Consider the following 19,049-nt stretch of genomic DNA (forward strand, 5'->3'; position numbering starts at 1 on the left):
GCGTTACAATCGCTCCCATGTTGACTGACCGGCTGATCAAACGCTCGGCGCGCGTCGCAAAGAACCCTGCCGACTCGTCGCCCTCCCGCTGGCACCACGGACCGTGGTGGTCGAACTCCTATTTACTCACGCCGCTCATTTCGATCCTCGTTTTTCTGGTCGTGATGAGTCTCATCCTATGGAGCCTGAACCGGCGCGAGCAGCAGCAGCAGGAAGACACGCTGTATCGCAACGTCGCGTGGGCGCAGCAGCAGATTCGTCTTTCGATGACCGCTGCGCAAGAACAAATCCAGGCCCTCGCGCGCGACATCACGGGCGGCCACGGCGACCCGCAGAACTTCCAGAACGCATCCACCGACATCATGCAGGGGCATCCCGAGATCCTCTACATGAACTGGTACACGAGCGAGCACAAGCCGCGCTGGCCCAATTCGCCGCTACCGGTGCTGGGCTCGCGCCTCGCCAAACCGAACGACACGCAACTCGACGAAGCCGTCCAGGCCGCATTCGACGAAGCCCGCACCACGCGCCGCCAGGTCTACTCACCTCTTCTTTACGACGATCTCGGCAACGGCTACATCACGCTGCAGACGCCGGTTTTCCGCGACCGCGAATTCCTCGGATCGATCGCCGCCGTCTTCTCGATTGAAGGCATCCTCAAACACGACATTCCAGGCGAACTGTCGGCGAAGTACAAGATTTCCATCACCGATCTGAACAATCGCGAGCTCGCCACCACGTCGAGCCGGCCGCGCCTGCCGCGCGACATGTTCTACGATCTGCCGCTCGACCCGCCGGGGCAAGGGCTGTCGGTGCGCGTGTATTCGTATCCGCAGCTCACCAATTTCACCAATAACACGCTGGTGTGGCTCGTGGCCGGATTGTCGTGCTTCGTGCTGTGGAGTTTGTGGAGCCTCTGGAAACACACGCGCCAGCGCTTCGAGGCGCAGCAGGCGCTCTACGCCGAAGCGTTCTTCCGCCGCGCGATGGAGAATTCCGTGCTGATCGGCATGCGCGTGCTCGACATGCACGGCCGCATCACGCACGTGAATCCGGCGTTCTGCCGCATGACCGGCTGGGACGAGAGCGATCTCGTCGGCAAGAACGCGCCGTTCCCGTACTGGCCGCGCGATGCGTATCCCGAGATGCAGCGCCAGCTCGACATGACGCTGCGCGGCAAAGCGCCCTCTTCAGGTTTCGAATTGCGCGTGCGGCGCAAGGACGGTTCGTTCTTCCACGCGCGGCTGTATGTCTCGCCGCTGATCGACAGTTCGGGGCGTCAGACCGGCTGGATGTCGTCGATGACGGACATCACCGAGCCGAAGCGCGCCCGCGAGGAACTGGCCGCCGCGCACGAACGCTTCACCACCGTGCTGGAAAGCCTCGACGCGGCCGTGTCCGTGCTCGCCGCCGACGAAGCCGAACTGCTCTTCGCCAATCGCTATTACCGGCATCTGTTCGGCATCCGTCCGGACGGGCATCTGCAACTGGCGGGCGCGGCGTTCGACGGCAGCGGTCACAGTTCGTCCGACACCATCGACATGATCGACACCTACGCGGGCCTGCCCACCGCCGCGCTGACCGAAAGCTCGGCGGATGCGCAGGAGGTTTATGTCGAAGGGATCCAGAAGTGGTTCGAAGTGCGCCGCCAGTACATTCAGTGGGTGGACGGCCATCTCGCGCAGATGCAGATCGCGACCGACATCACGCAGCGCAAGCAGGCGCAGGAACTCGCGCATCAGCAGGAAGAGAAGCTCCAGTTCACGAGCCGCCTCATGACGATGGGCGAGATGGCGTCGTCGCTCGCGCACGAGCTGAATCAGCCGCTCGCCGCGATCAACAACTACTGCTCCGGCTGCGTCGCGCTGGTGAAGTCGGGCCGCATGACGCAGGAAACGCTGTTGCCGGTGCTCGAGAAGACCGCGCAGCAGGCCGTGCGCGCGGGGATGATCATCAAGCGCATCCGCGAGTTCGTGAAGCGTTCGGAGCCGAAGCGTCAGGCCACGCGCGTCGCCGATATCGTCGCGGACGCGGTCGGCCTCGCCGAAATCGAAGCGCGCAAGCGGAAGATCCGCATCGTCACCGAGATTCGCTCACGCATGCCGGTGATCTACGTCGATCCCGTTTTGATCGAACAAGTGTTGGTCAACCTGTTGAAAAACGCAGCGGAAGCAATGCATGATGCGAAACCGAACGCCGTCGATCCGGTGATTCGCGTCGTCGTGCTTCGCACGGACGGCGGCTCCGTTTGCATCAGCGTCGTCGATCAGGGGCCGGGCGTGGACGAAGCCACCGCCGAGCGCCTGTTCGAGCCGTTCTACAGCACCAAGTCGGACGGCATGGGCATGGGTCTGAACATCTGCCGCTCGATCATCGAATCGCATCGCGGCCGCCTCTGGGTGGTCAACAATGTCGATGCGGACGGCCACGTCACCGGCGCGACCTTCCATTGCAGCCTGCCGATCGGCGAGGTGGACGGCTCGCACGGATCGGGATCGGGCGGCGATGAGCACGACGAATACACGAATACGAGACAACAAACAGTTACGGGAGAACTATGAGCAGTCCAGTCACCACTCAGGAAACCGTCTTTGTCGTCGACGATGACGAGGCCGTGCGTGATTCTTTGCGCTGGCTGCTCGAGGCGAACGGCTATCGCGTGCAGTGCTTCTCGAGCGCCGAATCGTTCCTCGATGTCTACCTGCCGATCGCTCATTCGGGCGCCATCGCCTGTCTGATTCTCGACGTGCGCATGGCCGGCATGACCGGCCTCGAACTGCAGGAGAAGCTCATCGCCGAGAATTCACTGCTGCCGATCATCTTCGTCACCGGCCACGGCGATGTTCCGATGGCCGTCTCCACGATGAAAAAAGGCGCGATGGACTTCATCGAGAAGCCGTTCGACGAAGCCGAGCTGCGCAAGCTCGTCGAGCGCATGCTGGAGAAGGCGCGCAGCGAAAGCACCAGCGTGCAGCAGCAGCGCGCAGCAGCAGAGCGGCTCGGCAAGCTGACGGCGCGCGAGCATCAGGTGCTGGAGCGCATTATCGCGGGGCGTCTGAACAAGCAAATCGCCGATGACCTCGGCATCAGCATCAAGACCGTGGAAGCGCATCGCGCGAACATCATGGAAAAGCTGTCGGTGAACACCGTGGCCGATCTCTTGCGTCTCGCGCTGTCGAACAAGCCGCAGCAGTAACGCTTCACGCTTTCTCCTCACGTGGCCGGCCATGCATGCCGGCCACGCTCGTCCTTTGCAGTGCTCCCGCGCACCACGCAAGTCTGAAACGCGACGTTTCGCGATTCGCATTGACACCTGACGACGCAGCCCCGTAATTTGATCGAGCGTTCTTAAAGAGAACCGGCTCATGCACGGCGATGCGCTCGCTGCCCACACGCTTCTTCGGCAATCATCCCCCGTCCTTCGCGCAGGCGCGCATCGCATTTGTTTGGCAGTCCGCAAGTATTCCTTGGCTCACGATTTCGATATGATGAGTCGGCAGCCATAACCCGCCACGCGCTCAGGAGGAGATCGCCGTGAACAAGAAATCAACCAGATTGCTCGTGAGCCGCCTCTGGGCGGGGCGCGTGCTGGCGCTGGCGGCGACGCTTGCCGCAGCGCCGTTTGCCGTGCTCCACGCGCCGCCTGTCTACGCTCAGGCGCAAGGCAACGCGCCGGCGCAGAAGCTCACCAACCAGCAGCTCGATGCACTCGTCGCGCCCGTCGCGCTTTATCCGGACGCCCTGCTCGCACAGGTGCTGATGGCGTCGACGTATCCGCAGGATATCGAAGCAGCGGCGCAGTGGTCGAAGGCCAATTCGAACATCAAGGGCGACGACGCCGTGAAGGCGGTGCAGTCGGAGCCGTGGGACCCGAGCGTGCAATCGCTGGTCGCGTTCCCACAGGCGCTTGCGACGATGGCCTCCAAGATCGACTGGGTCACGCAGCTCGGCAACGCGTTCGTCGCGCAGCCGAGCGACGTGATGGATTCGGTGCAGCGCCTGCGCCGCGCCGCCCAGACCGCCGGCAATCTCAAGACGACCGAGCAGCAGCAAGTGGTGGTCGAGCAGAGCACGATTCAGATCGTCCCGGCGAATCCCCAGGTCGTCTACGTGCCCACGTATAACCCGACGGTCGTCTATGGCGCGTGGCCGTATCCGGCGTATCCGCCTGTCTATGTCCCGCCGCCGCCCGGCTATGCAATCGCGACCGGTTTCGCCACCGGGCTCGCATTTGGCGCGGGCATCGCGGTCGCCAACTCGCTGTGGGGCAATTGCGACTGGAATCGCGGGAATGTGAACGTCAACGTGAATCGCTACAACAACATCAACGTGAACAACCGCATCAATGCGAACAGCAATAACGTGCGCTGGAATCGCAACGATCCGCAGTTCAACCGGAACACCAACGTGAACCGGCAGAACCGCGTGAACAACCAGAACCTTGGGTCGGTGAATCGCGACCAGTTCCGTGGCCGTGATCAGGAGCGCGCGCAAGCGGCGCAAACGTTACAGCAGCGCACGGGGCAGAACATGAATCAGCCGGCGAACCAGCGCGTGCAGAACATGCGTCAGGGCGGCGCGGGCAATGGCGATCTGCATCAGCGGGCGCAGAACGTCAATCGCGACAACGCGCTGCGCGGCGCGGGCGACGGCAACGTCGCGCGGCAGGACATGCAGCGCGGACAAGCCAGCCGGCAATCGCTCGCGAGCGCGCATCCGGATGCGGGCGGCGGAATACAACGCGGTGGCGGAGGCTTTCAGGGCGCCGGCGGCGGCGGCGGCTTCCACGGCGGCGGGGGCGGAGGGTTTCACGGGGGCGGCGGAGGTTTTCGCCGGTGATGAACGAACGTGTCCAGACACGCCTTCATGCAAGTCCGACCCAGGAGCTTCAGATGACTCAAAACGCAACGCTCGCCTCATCGAAGAAAACGCTGCTGCGCGCGACGCTCGCCGCCGCGTCGCTGACGGTCGCGGCATCCATCGCCCATGCGCAGGCGCTTTACGCCACGCCCGACGCCGCCGCGCAAGCCTTCACCGATGCCATCGCATCCAGTGACGAAACCGCGCTCCAGAAAGTGCTCGGCAAGGACCACGCGCGCTACGTGCCGGCGGGCAGCGTCGGCCAGGACGATATCTACGAGTACCTCGCATCGTGGGCGAAGGGGCATCGCATCGTCGAGGATAAGGAGCCGCTCAACGGCCGCAAGACCGTGCACATCGAAACGGGCGACAGCGGCTGGACGCTGCCGATACCGCTCGTCGATACCGGCAAGGGCTGGCGCTTCGACATGCCCGGCGCGCGCGACGAGCTGCTGACGCGGCGCATCGGCCGCAACGAGCGGTCGGTGATGCACGTCGCCCTCGCCTACGTCGATGCCCAGAACGACTATCGCAAGCTGATGAATCGCTACGCCGACCGCTTCGTGAGCACGCCCGGGAAGCACGACGGCCTGTACTGGAACACCGAGCCGGGCGAGCCGGAGAGCCCGCTCGGGCCGCTCGCCGCGACGATGCCGAACAAGACGCATCCGGGCGACGCGTACTACGGCTACCACTACCGCATCCTGACCGGCCAGGGCCCGCACGCAAAAGAAGGCGCGAAGAATTACACGCAGGGCGGCGCGCTCGCTCAAGGCTTCGGCATGATCGCGTGGCCGGCAAAGTACGGCGAAACCGGCGTGATGACCTTCATCGTCAATCAGGACGGGCAAGTCTTCGAGAAGAACTTGGGCCCCGCGACGGCGCGCGCCGCGGCATCGACCAAGACCTTCGACCCGGATTCGTCCTGGCAGCCCGTTTCCCCCTGACTGCCGACGCCGCGCCGACGCCCCGCCGCCGCCCCCTCGCCTCTCACCGCCGGACGCTCTAAAGCGCCCGGCGGTATAATCTCGCCCTTCCCCAAGGGCGCAAGACAAAGCGCCCGCGAAGTCCGCCGCAGCCCGCCCTGCGCACGCGGCTCGCCATTCATGCCATACGGCTCATCCTCACTGATTCGCCATGACTGCCCAACTCATCGACGGCAACGCCCTTTCCAAGACTCTCCGCGCCGATGTCGCCGTGCGCGCCGCCGCCCTCACCGCTCGCGGACACAAGCCGGGCCTCGCCGTCGTGCTCGTCGGCGAGAACCCCGCGAGCGAAGTCTATGTGCGCAACAAGGTCAAGGCGTGCCAGGACAACGGCCTGCATTCGGTGATGGACCGCTTCCCCGCGACGCTTTCTGAGCGCGAACTGCTGGCGCACATCGACAAGCTCAACGCCGATCCGTCGATTCACGGCATCCTCGTGCAACTGCCGCTGCCCGCGCATATCGACAGCCACAAGGTCATCGAAGCAATTGCGCCCGAGAAGGACGTCGACGGTTTTCACGTCGCCAACGCGGGCGCGCTGATGACCGGCAAGCCGCTCTTTCGCCCGTGCACGCCCTATGGCGTGATGAAGATGTTCGAGGCGCACGGCATCGATCTGCAGGGCGCGAACGCCGTGGTCATCGGCCGCTCGAACATCGTCGGCAAGCCGATGGCGCTTCTGCTGCTCGAAGCCGGCGCGACGGTCACGATCTGCCACAGCAAGACGCGCGATCTCGCGAAGCACACGCGCGAAGCCGATGTCGTCGTCGCCGCGGTCGGCCGCCGCAATATTCTGACCGCCGACATGGTGAAGCCGGACGCGACGGTCATCGACGTCGGCATGAACCGGGACGACGCCGGCAAGCTGTGCGGGGACGTCGATTTCGCGGGCGTGCGCGAAGTGGCCGGTCATATTACGCCGGTGCCGGGCGGCGTCGGACCGATGACCATCACGATGCTGCTCGTCAATACGATCGAAGCCGCGGAGCGCGCCGCAGCCGCGTAAGTTCAGGGAGACCGCCAATCGTCTCTTTGGAAACAATCAATTGGATTTTGGCCCTGCCGCCCCAATAATGTCCGGACAGGCATTTCATTAGAGCGGGACGGGCCTCGGCATTGCTGGCCCGTCCCGCGCTTCACTGAACACGAAACTGGGAGAGCCATGAGCGATATCACCGCCGTCACGCCGACCGCAGCGGCCAATCCGCTGCTCGATTTCTCCGACTTGCCGCGTTTCGGCGACATCCGGCCCGAGCATGTCACGCCGGCGCTCGACGTGCTGCTCGCCGCGGCCAAGGACGCCGTCGATCGCGCGAGCGCCCCGGAAACGCCCGCCACGTGGACGGACGTCGTCGAGGCCGTCGAACGCGAATCGGAGAAGCTCTCGCGCGCATGGGGCATCGTCGGGCATCTGAATGCCGTCGCCGATACGCCCGAACTGCGCGCCGCGCACGCCGAGAACCTGCCGCGCGTCACCGAGTTTTCCGCGAGCGTCGGCCAGAATCTCGCGCTGTACGAGAAGTACAAGGCGATCGCCGCGAGCGATGCATTCGCCGGACTGTCGCCGGAACGCAAAAAGATCCTCGAGAACTCGCTGCGCGACTTCCGTCTGTCGGGCGCGGAGTTGCCCGAAGACCGCAAGCCGCGTTTCGCGCAGTTGCAGGAAGAGCAGGCGGCGTTGTCGAAAGCATTTTCGGATCACGTGCTCGACTCGACGAACGCCTACGCGTACATCGTCACGCAGCAGAGCGACCTCGCCGGCCTGCCCGGCGACGTGATCGAAGCGGCTCGCGAAGCCGCGCAGAAGGAAGGCAAGGACGGCTGGAAGTTCACGCTCCACTTCCCGTCGTATTTCCCGGTGCTGCAATATGCGGAGCACCGTCCGTTGCGTGAGGCGATGTATCGCGCGTATGTCACGCGTGCGTCGGAACTCGGCGAAACCTACGGTCACGGCAAGGCCGAGTGGGACAACACGCAGAATATCGTCGAGCATTTGAAACTGCGTCTCGAAGAGGCGCGCACGCTCGGTTATCAGAACTTCGCGGAAGTATCGCTTGCGCCGAAGATGGCGGAATCGCCCGCCCAGGTCATCGCGTTTCTGGAAGACCTCGCCGTACGCGCGCGTCCCTACGCCGAAAACGACTGGATGGAACTGCGCGCCTTCGCTGCGACGGAACTCGGCATGCCCGAGCTTCAGCCGTGGGACATCGCGTTCGCGGCGGAGCGTCTGCGTCAGAAACGCTATTCGTTCTCCGAGAACGAAGTGAAGCAGTACTTTCCGCAGGAAGCGGTGCTGAAGGGCCTGTTCAAGGTCACCGAGACGCTTTTCAACGTATCGATTCGTCGCGATGAAGCCGCCGTGTGGAATCCCGATGTGCGCTTCTTCCGCGTCGAAAACAAGGACGGCTCGCTGGTCGCGCAGTTCTATCTGGACTTGTACGCTCGCGAAGGCAAGCGCGGCGGCGCATGGATGGACGATGCCCGCGCGCGTCACAAGCGCAGCGAAGGCGGCGTGCAGACGCCGGTCGCGTATCTCACCTGCAACTTCTCCGCGCCGGTTGGCGGCAAGCCGGCGTGCTTCACGCACGATGAAGTCATCACGCTGTTCCACGAGTTCGGGCACGGGCTGCATCACATGCTGACGCGCGTCGACGAACTGGGCGTGTCCGGCATCAACGGCGTCGAATGGGATGCGGTCGAACTGCCGTCGCAGTTCATGGAGAACTTCTGCTGGGAGTGGGACGTGCTGACGGATATGTCCGCTCACGTCGATACCGGCGCGCCGCTGCCACGCGAGCTCTTCGACAAGATGCTCGCCGCGAAGAACTTCCAGAGCGGACTCGGCACGCTGCGCCAGATCGTCTTCTCGATGTTCGACATGGTGCTGCACACGTCGTACGATCCGGCGAACGCGACGCAGAACGTCAACGACCTCGCCCGCGAGATCAACGAGAAATACCACGTGATTCCGCAGACGCCGTTCTCGCGCTGGCCGAACACGTTCAGCCATATCTTCGCGGGCGGTTATGCGGCGGGCTACTACAGCTACAAGTGGGCCGAAGTATTGTCCGCCGATGCCTACGCCGCATTCGAAGAAGCCGCGAAGGCCGCCAGCGGTTCGGTGCTGAATGCGGAGACCGGCACGCGCTATCGCCGGGAGATTCTCGAAGTCGGCGGCAGCCGTCCCGCGATGGAATCGTTCAAGGCGTTCCGCGGACGCGAGCCGAACATCGACGCGTTGTTGCGTCACAACGGCATGGCCGGGCAGACGCTTCACTGAGCTTCGGCTTCTATCAACCCCGGCGAACCGCCGGGGTTTTTGCTTCTAGCGCCTGATCCTGAAGTCCACTTCCGCGGGCCGGCCTTCGAGCGCGAGCGTCGCGCGCATGGCCGGGCTGCGGCTCACCACCTTCCCTCTTCTGATGACCGCCGTGCGCGCCGCGCGCAGGCGTATCGCCTCGATTGGATCGCGCGCGTCGAGCACGACGCAATCCGCCTGACATCCGACTTCGATGCCATAGCCTTCCAGCCCGAGAATGCGCGCGGGCGTCGTCGTGACGGCGTCGAAGCAGGCGCGCATTGCATCGACGCCCGTCATCTGCGCGACGTGCAAGCCCATGTGCGCGACCTCCAGCATGTCGCCCGAGCCGAGGCTGTACCAAGGGTCCATCACGCAGTCGTGGCCGAACGCCACGTCGATGCCCGCCGCCATCAGTTCCGGCACACGCGTCATGCCGCGCCGCTTCGGGTAAGTATCCGAGCGCCCTTGCAGCGTGATGTTGATGAGCGGATTCGCGATGGCCGCCACGCCGGACTCGCGCATCAGCGGAATCAGCTTGCTGACGTAGTAATTGTCCATCGAGTGCATCGACGTGAGATGCGAGCCGGTCACGCGTCCATGCAGCCCGAGCCGATGTGTTTCCGCCGCGAGCGTTTCGATATGGCGGGACATCGGATCGTCGGATTCGTCGCAATGCATGTCGACGCGCAGGCCGCGTTCGGCCGCAAACTCGCACAGCAGCTTGATCGATGCCGCGCCGTCGGCCATCGTGCGTTCGAAGTGCGGAATGCCGCCGACGACATCGACGCCCAACTCGATCGCACGCTTCAGATTCTCGAACGCGCCCGCGCTGCGCAGCACGCCGTCCTGCGGAAACGCGACGAGTTGCAGATCGAGATACGGCTTCACGCGCCGCTTCACTTCGACGAGCGCTTCGACGGCGAGCAGACGCGGATCGCAAACATCGACGTGTGAGCGGATCGCAAGCAGACCGCGCGCGACGGCCCAGTCGCAGTATTGCAGCGCGCGTTCGACGATCGCTTCCTGCGTCAGTTCGGGCTTCAGTTCACCCCATAACGCGATGCCTTCCAGCAGCGTCCCCGATGCGTTCACGCGCGGCAAGCCGTAGGAGAGCGTTGCGTCCATGTGGAAGTGGGCATCGACGAAAGGCGCGGTGACGAGCGAGCCGTTTGCATCGATTTCATCGCGTGCGGTCGCGTTCAGATGCGGCTCGATCGCGGCGATGCGCCCCGCTTCCATGCCGATATCGACGAGGCCGGTCGAACGAACGAGCGATGCGCGGCGAATGATGATGTCCATCTGCGAACTCTCCGTCGGTGGCTGTTTGGTCGATTGTAGCGAGACATTAACGCGTGGTTGAATGTGCTGTGTCAGGGACGTTCTCTGTCGCGAGCATTGAACACAGAGCAAGGATGGGTGTGTTGCTGGCGCAGTGACCGCGACGTTATACGCGGAGGGTCAATCGACAAGCCATCAGCCGCAACGCCCCGTGGCGTTATCATTCGTCCTTCGATCGACAAGTCACGCACTCACCGCCCTCGCCGTCAATGAAAATCGCTACCTGGAACGTCAACTCTCTCAAGGTCCGCCTGCAACACGTCATCGACTGGCTGCAAGTGTCGCAAGTCGATGTCCTGTGCCTTCAGGAGCTCAAGCTGCCCGACGAGAAATTCCCGCGCGCCGAACTCGAAGCGGCCGGCTACAAAAGCTGGTTCGCGGGACAAAAGACCTATAACGGCGTGGGCATTCTGGTGCGCGACGGCATCGACGTTCACGATGCGACCGTCGTGCGCAACATCCCCGGCTTCGAAGATCTGCAGCAGCGCGTGATCGCGGCGACCGTCAACGATATGCGCATCGTCTCCGCGTATTTTCCGAACGGGCAAGCGCCCGGCAGCGACAAGTTCGCCTACAAGATGCGCTGGCTCGATGCGTTGCGCGAATGGCTGCGAGAAGAGATGACGCAGTTCCCGAAGCTCGCGCTGCTCGGCGACTACAACATCGCGCCCGACGACCGCGACGTGCACGATCCGAAAGCGTGGGAAGGACAAAATCTCGTGTCGCCCGAAGAGCGCGCGCATTTCCTGCAACTCGTCGGACTCGGCCTGACCGATGCCTTCCGCAAGTTCGAGCAGCCCGAGAAGCTCTACACGTGGTGGGATTATCGAATGATGGCGTTCCGGCGCAACGCGGGGCTGCGCATCGACCATATCCTGCTGTCGGCCGATCTCGCGGAACTGTGTTCGTCGTGCGAAGTCGACAAGGCGCCGCGCAAGTGGGATCAGCCGTCCGATCACGCGCCGGTGATCGCGAACATCGGCTGCTGATCCCGCGAAGGTTCACGCGTCGAGATGCAATTCCTGAATCTTGCGCGTGATCGTATTGCGGCCGATACCCAGCCGCTCCGCCGCCTCGACCTTGCGCCCGCGCGTGAAGTCGAGCGCCTCGCGAATCACGGCGGCTTCGAAGCGGCGCGCGAGTTCATCCATTACATCGGCGGAGTTCTCACGCAACAGGCGCGCGACTTCCGTGCGCAAGCCGCTTTCCCACACGCTCACCGGCACGCCCGCCGGGGCCGCGGTCGCCGCGCCCGATGCCGACGCAGCGCCCGCGACTGCACCGTTGAGCGCGACCGCGCCATCGGGCGATACCGCGATCACCTCCGCCGATGTCTCCTGGCGCGCCGTGAGATCGGGCGGCAGATCCTTCTGCTCGATCACCTGTGCGGGCGCCATCACCGTGAGCCAGTTGCACAGATTCTCGAGTTGCCGCACGTTGCCGGGAAACGGCAGCGACGCGAGATACGCGAGCGCATCGTCGGAGACGCGCTTGGGCTCGACGCCCAGATCGCGCGCGCTCTTCTGCAGGAAATGGCGCGCGAGCAGCGGAATGTCTTCGCTTCGTTCGCGCAGCGCAGGCAGACGCAGGCGGATCACGTTCAGACGGTGATACAAGTCCTCGCGAAACAAGCCCTGTCTCACGCGCGATTCGAGATTCTGATGCGTCGCCGCGATCACGCGCACATTCGCGCGGAGCGGATTATGCCCGCCCACGCGATAAAACTGCCCGTCCGACAGCACGCGCAACAGCCGCGTTTGCAGATCGAACGGCATGTCGCCGATTTCATCGAGAAACAGCGTGCCGTTCTCCGCCTGCTCGAAGCGGCCCTGACGCATCGCCTGCGCGCCGGTGAATGCGCCGCGCTCGTGGCCGAATAGTTCGGATTCCAGCAGATCCTTCGGAATCGCCGCCGTGTTCAGCGCGATGAACGGACCGTTCGCGCGGGGGCTATGTCGGTGCAACGCGCGCGCAACAAGCTCCTTTCCGGTGCCTGATTCGCCCGTGATGAGGACGGTCGCCGCCGAATGCGACAGGCGGCCGATCGCACGGAACATGTCCTGCATCGCGGGCGCCTGTCCGAGCATCTCGGGCGTTTCCGTCACGCGCTCGTCGTAGGCGGCATCGCCGCGCATGCTCTCGTCGACGGCGCGGCGGATCAGCTCCACCGCCTTGTCGATATCGAACGGCTTGGCGAGGTATTCGAACGCGCCGCCCTGGAACGCCGCGACGGCGCTATCGAGATCGGAGAACGCCGTCATGATGATGACCGGCAGCCCCGGCAACCGGTCGCGCACGGTTTGCAGCAGTTCGAGCCCCGAGCCGCCGGGCATGCGGATATCCGAAACCAGCACCTGCGGGCTGTCGGTTTCGAGCGCGGCGAGCGCATCGCGCACGCCGGAGAAGCTGCGCGTCGTGAAGTTCTCTCGTGCGAGGGCTTTTTCCAGCACCCAGCGGATGGATTGGTCGTCGTCTACTATCCAGATCGGCTTCATATCGTTCGGCGAGAAGTCTTCGTGTGGTTCGGTGTATGCCCGTCGAAACGGTCAGGCTTCAGGTCAAGCAGCGGCGCCTGTTTGATAGTCGGTTGTCCTTGCCGGTCGATGCCCTCAGTTTCCGAACGGCAACAGAATGGTGAACTCGGTACAGCCCGGTTTGCTTTCCACTTCGATCAGCCCGTCGTGCTGCTGCACGAACGATTGCGCGAGCGTGAGACCCAGACCGCTGCCGTCTTCCCGGCCCGACACGAGCGGAAAAAAGATGCGATCGCGAATCTCGCCGGGAATGCCAGGACCGTTGTCAGTGATATGCAAGTCCAGTGCCAGTTTGTGCAGGCGTTTGCCGATCGTGACCTTGCGCGCGATACGCGTGCGCAGTTCGATCTTCGCGTCGCCTTGCGAGATACGCTCCCTGAGCGCCTCGGCCGCGTTACGCACGATGTTGAGCACGGCCTGAATCAGTTGCTCCTTGTCGCCGCGCAGATCGGGCACGCTCACGTCGTAGTCGCGCTCGATCGTCAGGCCGCGCGGGAACTCCGCGAGAATCACGGCGCGCACGCGCTCGCACACTTCGTGGATGTTCACATCGCCGACGATATGCGGATGCCGATGCGGCTCCAGCAGCCTGTCGACGAGCGTCTGCAATCTGTCGGATTCCTTGATGATGACCTGCGTGTATTCGCGCAGCTCGTCGCGTTGCAGCGCGCCCAGTTCGAATTCGAGCAATTGCGCCGCGCCGCGTATGCCGCCGAGCGGATTCTTGATCTCGTGAGCGAGATTGCGGATGAGCTGTTTGTTGACCGCCGTGAGGTCGTGAATGCGCTCTTCGCGATCGGTCCGCAGATGACGCTCGTTCTCGAAGAGTTCGAGCAGCACGTAATCGGTCGCGGCTTCGAGATAGGCGACGATCGCGTGCACGTGCACCGATTCGCGTCCGGCGCGCTCGAGCACGGCGTCGAGCCGCGTCGCGTTGAAGCGGTTCTCCGCAATCGACGCGATGGTCGTCGCGAGTTCGTCGGCGTTGGCGAAAAGATCGGGCCAGTGCGTCTGCGTCAGTTGCTTGCGCGACATCTCCAGCATCGATTCCGCCGACGGGTTCGCATACGCGATCCTGCTGGTGCGCTTGTCGAGCACGAGCACGACGGTGGGCAGCGCTTCGAGGCCGGGCAACAGGCCGGTCGCGGCGAGCTGGGCATCGTCGGAGAGCGCATCGGCGTGACCCTTGCGGGCCTTGATGAGGTTCTTTAGCACCATCGAACAGGAAAGATGTGGGCCAGCAAGGTCGCTTCTTCGACGCGACGGCGATTAAAAAAGGGACGGCGCGCCGTCCCTTTTTGTTGTCGCATCACGTCGCGTGGCGCGCTTCATCGAACAGCCACGAATGAAGCGCCGCCGTCATGCCTTACAGCGAGTAGTACATTTCGAACTCGATCGGATGCACCGCCTGACGATAACGTTGCAGCTCGTTCGTCTTCAGTTCGATGTACGCGTCGAGCATCGAATCCGTGAACACGCCGCCGCGCGTCAGGAACTCGCGATCCGCGTCGAGTGCGTCGAGCGCCTGGTCGAGGCCGGCGCACACGGTCGGGATCTTCTTGTCCTCTTCCGGCGGCAGGTCGTACAGGTTCTTGTCCGCTGCTTCGCCCGGATGGATCTTGTTCTGCACGCCGTCGAGACCCGCCATCATCAGCGCGGAGAAGCACAAATACGGATTTGCCAGCGGATCCGGGAAGCGCGTTTCGATACGGCGGCCCTTCGGATTGCTCACGTGCGGAATACGGATCGATGCCGAACGGTTGCGAGCCGAGTAAGCCAGCTTCACCGGCGCTTCGAAGTGCGGCACGAGACGCTTGTACGAGTTCGTACCCGGGTTCGTGATCGCGTTCAGCGCGCGAGCATGCTTGATGATCCCGCCGATGTAGAACAGCGCGAATTCCGACAGACCGGCGTAGCCGTTGCCCGCGAACAGGTTCTGACCGTCCTTCCAGATCGACTGGTGAACGTGCATGCCCGAGCCGTTATCGCCGACGATCGGCTTTGGCATGAACGTCGCCGTCTTGCCGTACGTATGCGCGACGTTGTGGATGATGTACTTCATCTGCTGCAACCAGTCCGCGCGCTGAACGAGCGTCGAAAACTTGGTGCCGATTTCGTTCTGGCCCTGGCCCGCCACTTCGTGGTGGTGCACTTCGACCGGAATGCCGATCTGCTCGAGCAGCAGGCACATTTCCGAGCGGATGTCCTGGAACGTGTCGACCGGCGCGACCGGGAAATAGCCGCCCTTCGTGCCCGGACGATGGCCCGTGTTGCCGCCTTCGAATTCCTTCGCCGACGACCACGGCGCTTCTTCCGAGCCGATCTTCACGAACGTGCCCGACTGATCCGTGTTCCACTGCACCGAGTCGAAAATGAAGAATTCCGGCTCCGGACCGAAGAAGGCGGTGTCGCCCAGGCCCGAGCTTTTGAGATAGGCCTCTGCGCGCTTCGCGAGCGAACGCGGGTCGCGCTCATAGCCTTTGCCGTCAGCGGGCTCCACAACGTCGCAGGTCAGGACCAGCGTCGATTCTTCGTAGAACGGGTCGATGAAGGCGGTGTCCGCATCCGGGACGAGCAGCATGTCCGACGCTTCGATGCCTTTCCAGCCGGCGATGGACGAACCGTCGAAAGCGTGGCCGCTTTCAAACTTGTCATCGTCGAATGCCGATACCGGCACCGAAACGTGTTGTTCTTTGCCGCGCGTGTCGGTGAAGCGGAAATCGACAAACTTGACGTCCTCGTCCTTGACGAGTTGCATGACGTCGGCCACGGATTTACTCATTACCTATCTCCTGATTAACAAAAGTCGGCAGATCACTCCGCCGCCTCGACCAATCCTGCACTTCCGTCTCAATCGAGGATGAAAAAGCAGCTTCCGTGCCAAGCGCATTAATCCTGCGCCAAGCGCTTGATAAAACTGGCGAAATTTCACGCGTTGCTAAGATGCCGGCGTGACCGGCTTAACCACACGCGCCTCATATGCACCATTTGTGTGCCGAGTGCCGTTGGTCACTTTTAGTTCGCACCGACGAAGTGCATTCGACTGAATCTGCACCAATTCGATGCCTGCCGTTCCGATGCCGTCGCCAAGCTAAAATTGAATCATCCTTGCTTGCGGAGACACGAAAATGACCACGCGCGAACAACTGTACGACACGGCCACGCGCCGGGCGGCCGAAAACAACCTTTCCTACGCCGGCGCCATCCTGCCTGCCGAAGCCTTCGAACTGCTGCAACTGGAACCGAACGCACGCCTCGTCGACGTCCGCACGCGCGCCGAACTGGACTGGGTCGGACGGCCGGCCATCAACGGCGAGCAATACGCGCATGTCGAATGGATCCGCTACCCCGGCTCCGTGCCGAATGACGAGTTTATCGAACAATTGCGACAAGTCGCCACCCCGGATACGCCGATTCTCTTCCTGTGCCGCAGCGCCGCGCGTTCGAAGCTCGCGGCGGTCGCGGCGCAGAAGGCAGGGTTCAAGCAAGCGTTCGATCTGCTCGAAGGCTTCGAAGGCGACAAGGACGCGCAGGGGCACAGAAAAACCGTGTCGGGATGGTGCTTTCGCGGGCTGCCGTGGATGGGCGCGTAATACGTCCGATCAGGCGTTGGCCGCATCGAGCAGCGCCCGCACCCGCGCGACGGCGGACGCATCGACGGGCGCGAGCCCCTTTCCTCCGACGCGCACGCCCGAGCCGAAGTGCACCGCGCTCACGCCCGTCGATGCAACGAACGGCGCGACTGCGTCGACGGTGAGGCCCGCGCCCGCAAGCACGGTGCAGCGCGTGCCTCTGGATTGGGCGACGAGTCTCGCGATCACGTCTTGCGCATCGAGCACCGATGGCTTGCCGCCCGACGTCAGGACGTTCGTCACCGATTCGTACCTCGACAGCGCGTCGAATGCGGCGTCAAGGTCGCGCGCCTCGTCGAAGGCGCGATGAAACGTGACTTGCAGGCCATCGGCCGCGTCGATGATGCGCGAAAGGCCGTCGATATCGACATCGCCGTCCGGCGTCAGCATGCCCACCACGATCGCGTTCGCGCGCGCCTTCACGATCGCGCGGGCATCGCGCAGCATGACCGCGTAGTCGTCGGCATCGTAGACGAAGGAACGGCTGTGAGGCCGCAGGATCACGTTCACCGGAATCCGCACCGCATCGACGACCGCCTCGATCAGCCCGATGCTCGGCGTCAGCCCGCCCTCGCCCATCGCGGTCACGAGTTCGATGCGGTTCGCCCCGGCGCGCTCGGCGGCGCGCGCATCTGCGACCGTCGTCGCGATGACTTCGAGCAGGATCACTGCGCATCCTCGGGCGCGACTTCGACCACTTCGCCGCCCAGCGCGATCACGCCGTCGCGCAAGACCTCGAACGCCGCGTTCGCGCGCTCGGGATCGCCTTTCACGCCCAGATCGATGTGAGGCCGCGCGTAAAGCGCGCCGCGCGCCGCATCGCCGACGCTCGGCAGGCTGAACGCGCGCACGCCGTCGAAATCGCGCTCGATCGTGACCATCAGCGGCGTGATGCGCGATTCCGGCAGGCCGAACACCAGCAGCGAACGTTCGACGTAAGGCGTCGCGTGATGCAGGTGCGCGTACTTCGTATCGAGCACCCATTCGATCATCGGCCAGGCCATCACCGGAAAGCCGGGCACGAAGTGATGATCGCCGACGGAAAAGCCCGCAATCTTGTTGTAGCTGTTCGGAATGATCCCGGCGCCCTGCGGAAACACGCCCATGTTCAGCCGATGCAGGTTCTCGGGCGAATCGAGGTCCGCAGGTTTGCCGGCCTGCGCGGCGGTGTCGCGAATACGGGCGCGAATCAGCTCCGCCGCCTCGGGATGCAACTCCAGCGCGACGCCGAGCGCCTTCGCCGCGCATTGGCGCGTGTGATCGTCGGGCGTCGCGCCGATGCCGCCCGTCGAGAACACGATATCGCCCGATGCGAACGTGCGCGCGAGCGTCGCGGTGATGCGCTCGGGGTCGTCGCCGACGTATTCCGCCCAGTCGAGCGACAAACCGCGCGCACTTAGCAATTCGATGACTTTCGGCAAATGCTTGTCCGTGCGCCGCCCGGACAAAATCTCATCGCCGATGATGATGACGCCGATACCCATGTGTGCCTCTTTCCTGATCGATTATTCGGTGATTCGGCTGACGGTTTCGGGCTGCGCGCTGATCGCCGGATAGTGCGGCTCGTTCGCGCGCACGCGCTCGAGCGCGTGCAGACAGTAATGCGCGAACCACAGCGCGGAAAACACGAGAATGAACGCATACGCCCAGATCGTCACGGCGGCGACGACCGGGAAAAGCGGCAGCAGCCACACCGACCACGCCCAGAGCATCGTCGGGACGGAACTGAGCAAGCCGCTCACGATGCCGATGCCAAGCAGCGGCCACCGCGAATTGCGGACGATGAGGCGCCGTTCTTCGGCGCTCGCGTGAACGGCGAGCGCGTCGTACGTCATCACGCGATACGTGAGCCAGCCCCACAGCAGCGGCGGAATCAGCGCGAAGAACGGCGGGATGAGCCACAAGGGCAAGGTCACGACGAGCGCGACGAGACACACGATCGTCGTCAGCACGGAATGGCCGAGGCTGCCGTACCACGAACCGCCCCGCCGCTCTTCGAGCATCGCGTAGTGGCCTTTCGGGCGGCGCGTCAGGAGCTTGATGACGCCGGGCATCGAGAGCGTCGCGATCAGCAGCAGCACGGTCAGGACGATCAGCGGGATAGTCACGATGACGACCAGAAACGGCGCGATGACCGCATGCAGCGATGAGAAACCGACGGCGTCGAACAGGCGGTACATCGCGGACGTGAGCGCCCAGCCGTCGAGCCAGCCACTGGCCGTGCCCGTGAGCGTTTGCCAGAAATACCAGAGCAGCGCGCCCCACACGATAGTGGCGACGCCGAAAGGCATCAGCGTGAGCCACAGCATGCGCGGATGAAACACGTTCGCAAGCGCGCGCACGAACGAACGCAGCAAATCATTCATGCGTGATTCGTCGAAGAAAGAGGAAACGACAG

The 19,049-nt window shown here is 63.7% G+C and carries 15 protein-coding genes; 8 read left to right on the forward strand and 7 right to left on the reverse strand.

Translation table 11 applies throughout. The annotated features are described in order from the left end of the window. The first annotated feature begins 17 nt into the window (after positions 1–17). The 6 genes from fixL to AB6804_RS02045 all read left to right on the forward strand — a co-directional run bounded on the left by fixL (position 18) and on the right by AB6804_RS02045 (position 9,126). Complete coding sequence (gene fixL, locus AB6804_RS02020) at positions 18–2,561, forward strand: oxygen sensor histidine kinase FixL (RefSeq protein ID WP_370885020.1); 2,544 nt, start codon at positions 18–20, stop codon at positions 2,559–2,561. Beyond that, the gene (fixJ, locus tag AB6804_RS02025; protein ID WP_035961041.1) at positions 2,558–3,196 is read left to right on the forward strand and encodes an oxygen response regulator transcription factor FixJ; all 639 of its coding nucleotides are present in this window, start codon (positions 2,558–2,560) and stop codon (positions 3,194–3,196) included. Before fixL ends, fixJ begins: the two co-directional genes overlap by 4 nt. Before the next feature lie 338 nt (positions 3,197–3,534). Next, positions 3,535–4,839 (forward strand): DUF3300 domain-containing protein, encoded by a 1,305-nt coding sequence (locus AB6804_RS02030; protein WP_370885021.1) that lies wholly within the window; start codon positions 3,535–3,537, stop codon positions 4,837–4,839. A 53-nt stretch (positions 4,840–4,892) separates the two neighbouring features. Then, on the forward strand, positions 4,893–5,807 hold the full coding sequence (locus AB6804_RS02035; RefSeq protein WP_370885022.1) for a DUF2950 domain-containing protein: 915 nt from the start codon (positions 4,893–4,895) through the stop codon (positions 5,805–5,807). Positions 5,808–5,997: 190 nt separating this feature from the next. Next, positions 5,998–6,852 carry a bifunctional methylenetetrahydrofolate dehydrogenase/methenyltetrahydrofolate cyclohydrolase FolD gene (gene folD, locus AB6804_RS02040; protein ID WP_370885023.1) on the forward strand — a complete coding sequence of 285 codons (855 nt, stop codon included), beginning with the start codon at positions 5,998–6,000 and terminating at the stop codon, positions 6,850–6,852. A 156-nt stretch (positions 6,853–7,008) separates the two neighbouring features. Next, positions 7,009–9,126 carry a M3 family metallopeptidase gene (locus AB6804_RS02045; RefSeq protein WP_370885024.1) on the forward strand — a complete coding sequence of 706 codons (2,118 nt, stop codon included), beginning with the start codon at positions 7,009–7,011 and terminating at the stop codon, positions 9,124–9,126. A gap of 45 nt (positions 9,127–9,171) precedes the next feature. Here AB6804_RS02045 and AB6804_RS02050 read toward each other — a convergent pair whose 3' ends face one another. Continuing rightward, positions 9,172–10,446 carry an amidohydrolase family protein gene (locus AB6804_RS02050; RefSeq protein WP_370885025.1) on the reverse strand — a complete coding sequence of 425 codons (1,275 nt, stop codon included), beginning with the start codon at positions 10,444–10,446 and terminating at the stop codon, positions 9,172–9,174. A 248-nt stretch (positions 10,447–10,694) separates the two neighbouring features. Between AB6804_RS02050 and xth the strand changes: the two genes are divergently transcribed. After that, positions 10,695–11,474 carry an exodeoxyribonuclease III gene (xth, locus tag AB6804_RS02055; protein ID WP_244792900.1) on the forward strand — a complete coding sequence of 260 codons (780 nt, stop codon included), beginning with the start codon at positions 10,695–10,697 and terminating at the stop codon, positions 11,472–11,474. 12 nt (positions 11,475–11,486) lie between these two features. Here xth and ntrC read toward each other — a convergent pair whose 3' ends face one another. From ntrC to glnA, 3 genes are all read right to left on the reverse strand, one after another. After that, positions 11,487–12,980, reverse strand: a complete 1,494-nt coding sequence (ntrC, locus tag AB6804_RS02060; protein WP_370885026.1) for a nitrogen regulation protein NR(I) — start codon at positions 12,978–12,980, stop codon at positions 11,487–11,489. A gap of 114 nt (positions 12,981–13,094) precedes the next feature. Continuing rightward, positions 13,095–14,237 (reverse strand): nitrogen regulation protein NR(II), encoded by a 1,143-nt coding sequence (gene glnL, locus AB6804_RS02065; RefSeq protein WP_370885027.1) that lies wholly within the window; start codon positions 14,235–14,237, stop codon positions 13,095–13,097. 148 nt (positions 14,238–14,385) lie between these two features. After that, positions 14,386–15,801: a type I glutamate--ammonia ligase gene (gene glnA, locus AB6804_RS02070; RefSeq protein ID WP_035961014.1), complete on the reverse strand. Its 1,416-nt coding sequence runs from the start codon at positions 15,799–15,801 to the stop codon at positions 14,386–14,388. 346 nt (positions 15,802–16,147) lie between these two features. Between glnA and AB6804_RS02075 the strand changes: the two genes are divergently transcribed. Further along, complete coding sequence (locus AB6804_RS02075) at positions 16,148–16,612, forward strand: rhodanese-like domain-containing protein (RefSeq protein ID WP_370885028.1); 465 nt, start codon at positions 16,148–16,150, stop codon at positions 16,610–16,612. Between the two features lie 9 nt (positions 16,613–16,621). Here the strand turns inward: AB6804_RS02075 and AB6804_RS02080 are convergent, their stop codons facing one another. Genes AB6804_RS02080 through AB6804_RS02090 form a run of 3 tightly spaced genes read right to left on the reverse strand, consistent with a single transcriptional unit; the run spans position 16,622 to position 19,017 of the window. Next, complete coding sequence (locus AB6804_RS02080) at positions 16,622–17,320, reverse strand: copper homeostasis protein CutC (protein WP_370885029.1); 699 nt, start codon at positions 17,318–17,320, stop codon at positions 16,622–16,624. Continuing rightward, positions 17,317–18,135: a competence/damage-inducible protein A gene (locus AB6804_RS02085; RefSeq protein ID WP_370885030.1), complete on the reverse strand. Its 819-nt coding sequence runs from the start codon at positions 18,133–18,135 to the stop codon at positions 17,317–17,319. The genes AB6804_RS02080 and AB6804_RS02085 overlap by 4 nt, the downstream gene beginning before the upstream one ends. 21 nt (positions 18,136–18,156) lie before the next feature. Then, positions 18,157–19,017: an EI24 domain-containing protein gene (locus AB6804_RS02090; protein WP_370885031.1), complete on the reverse strand. Its 861-nt coding sequence runs from the start codon at positions 19,015–19,017 to the stop codon at positions 18,157–18,159. Between the last annotated feature and the right edge of the window lie 32 nt (positions 19,018–19,049).

Source organism: Caballeronia sp. RCC_10, assembly GCF_041360715.1.
GTDB lineage: Bacteria > Pseudomonadota > Gammaproteobacteria > Burkholderiales > Burkholderiaceae > Caballeronia > Caballeronia grimmiae.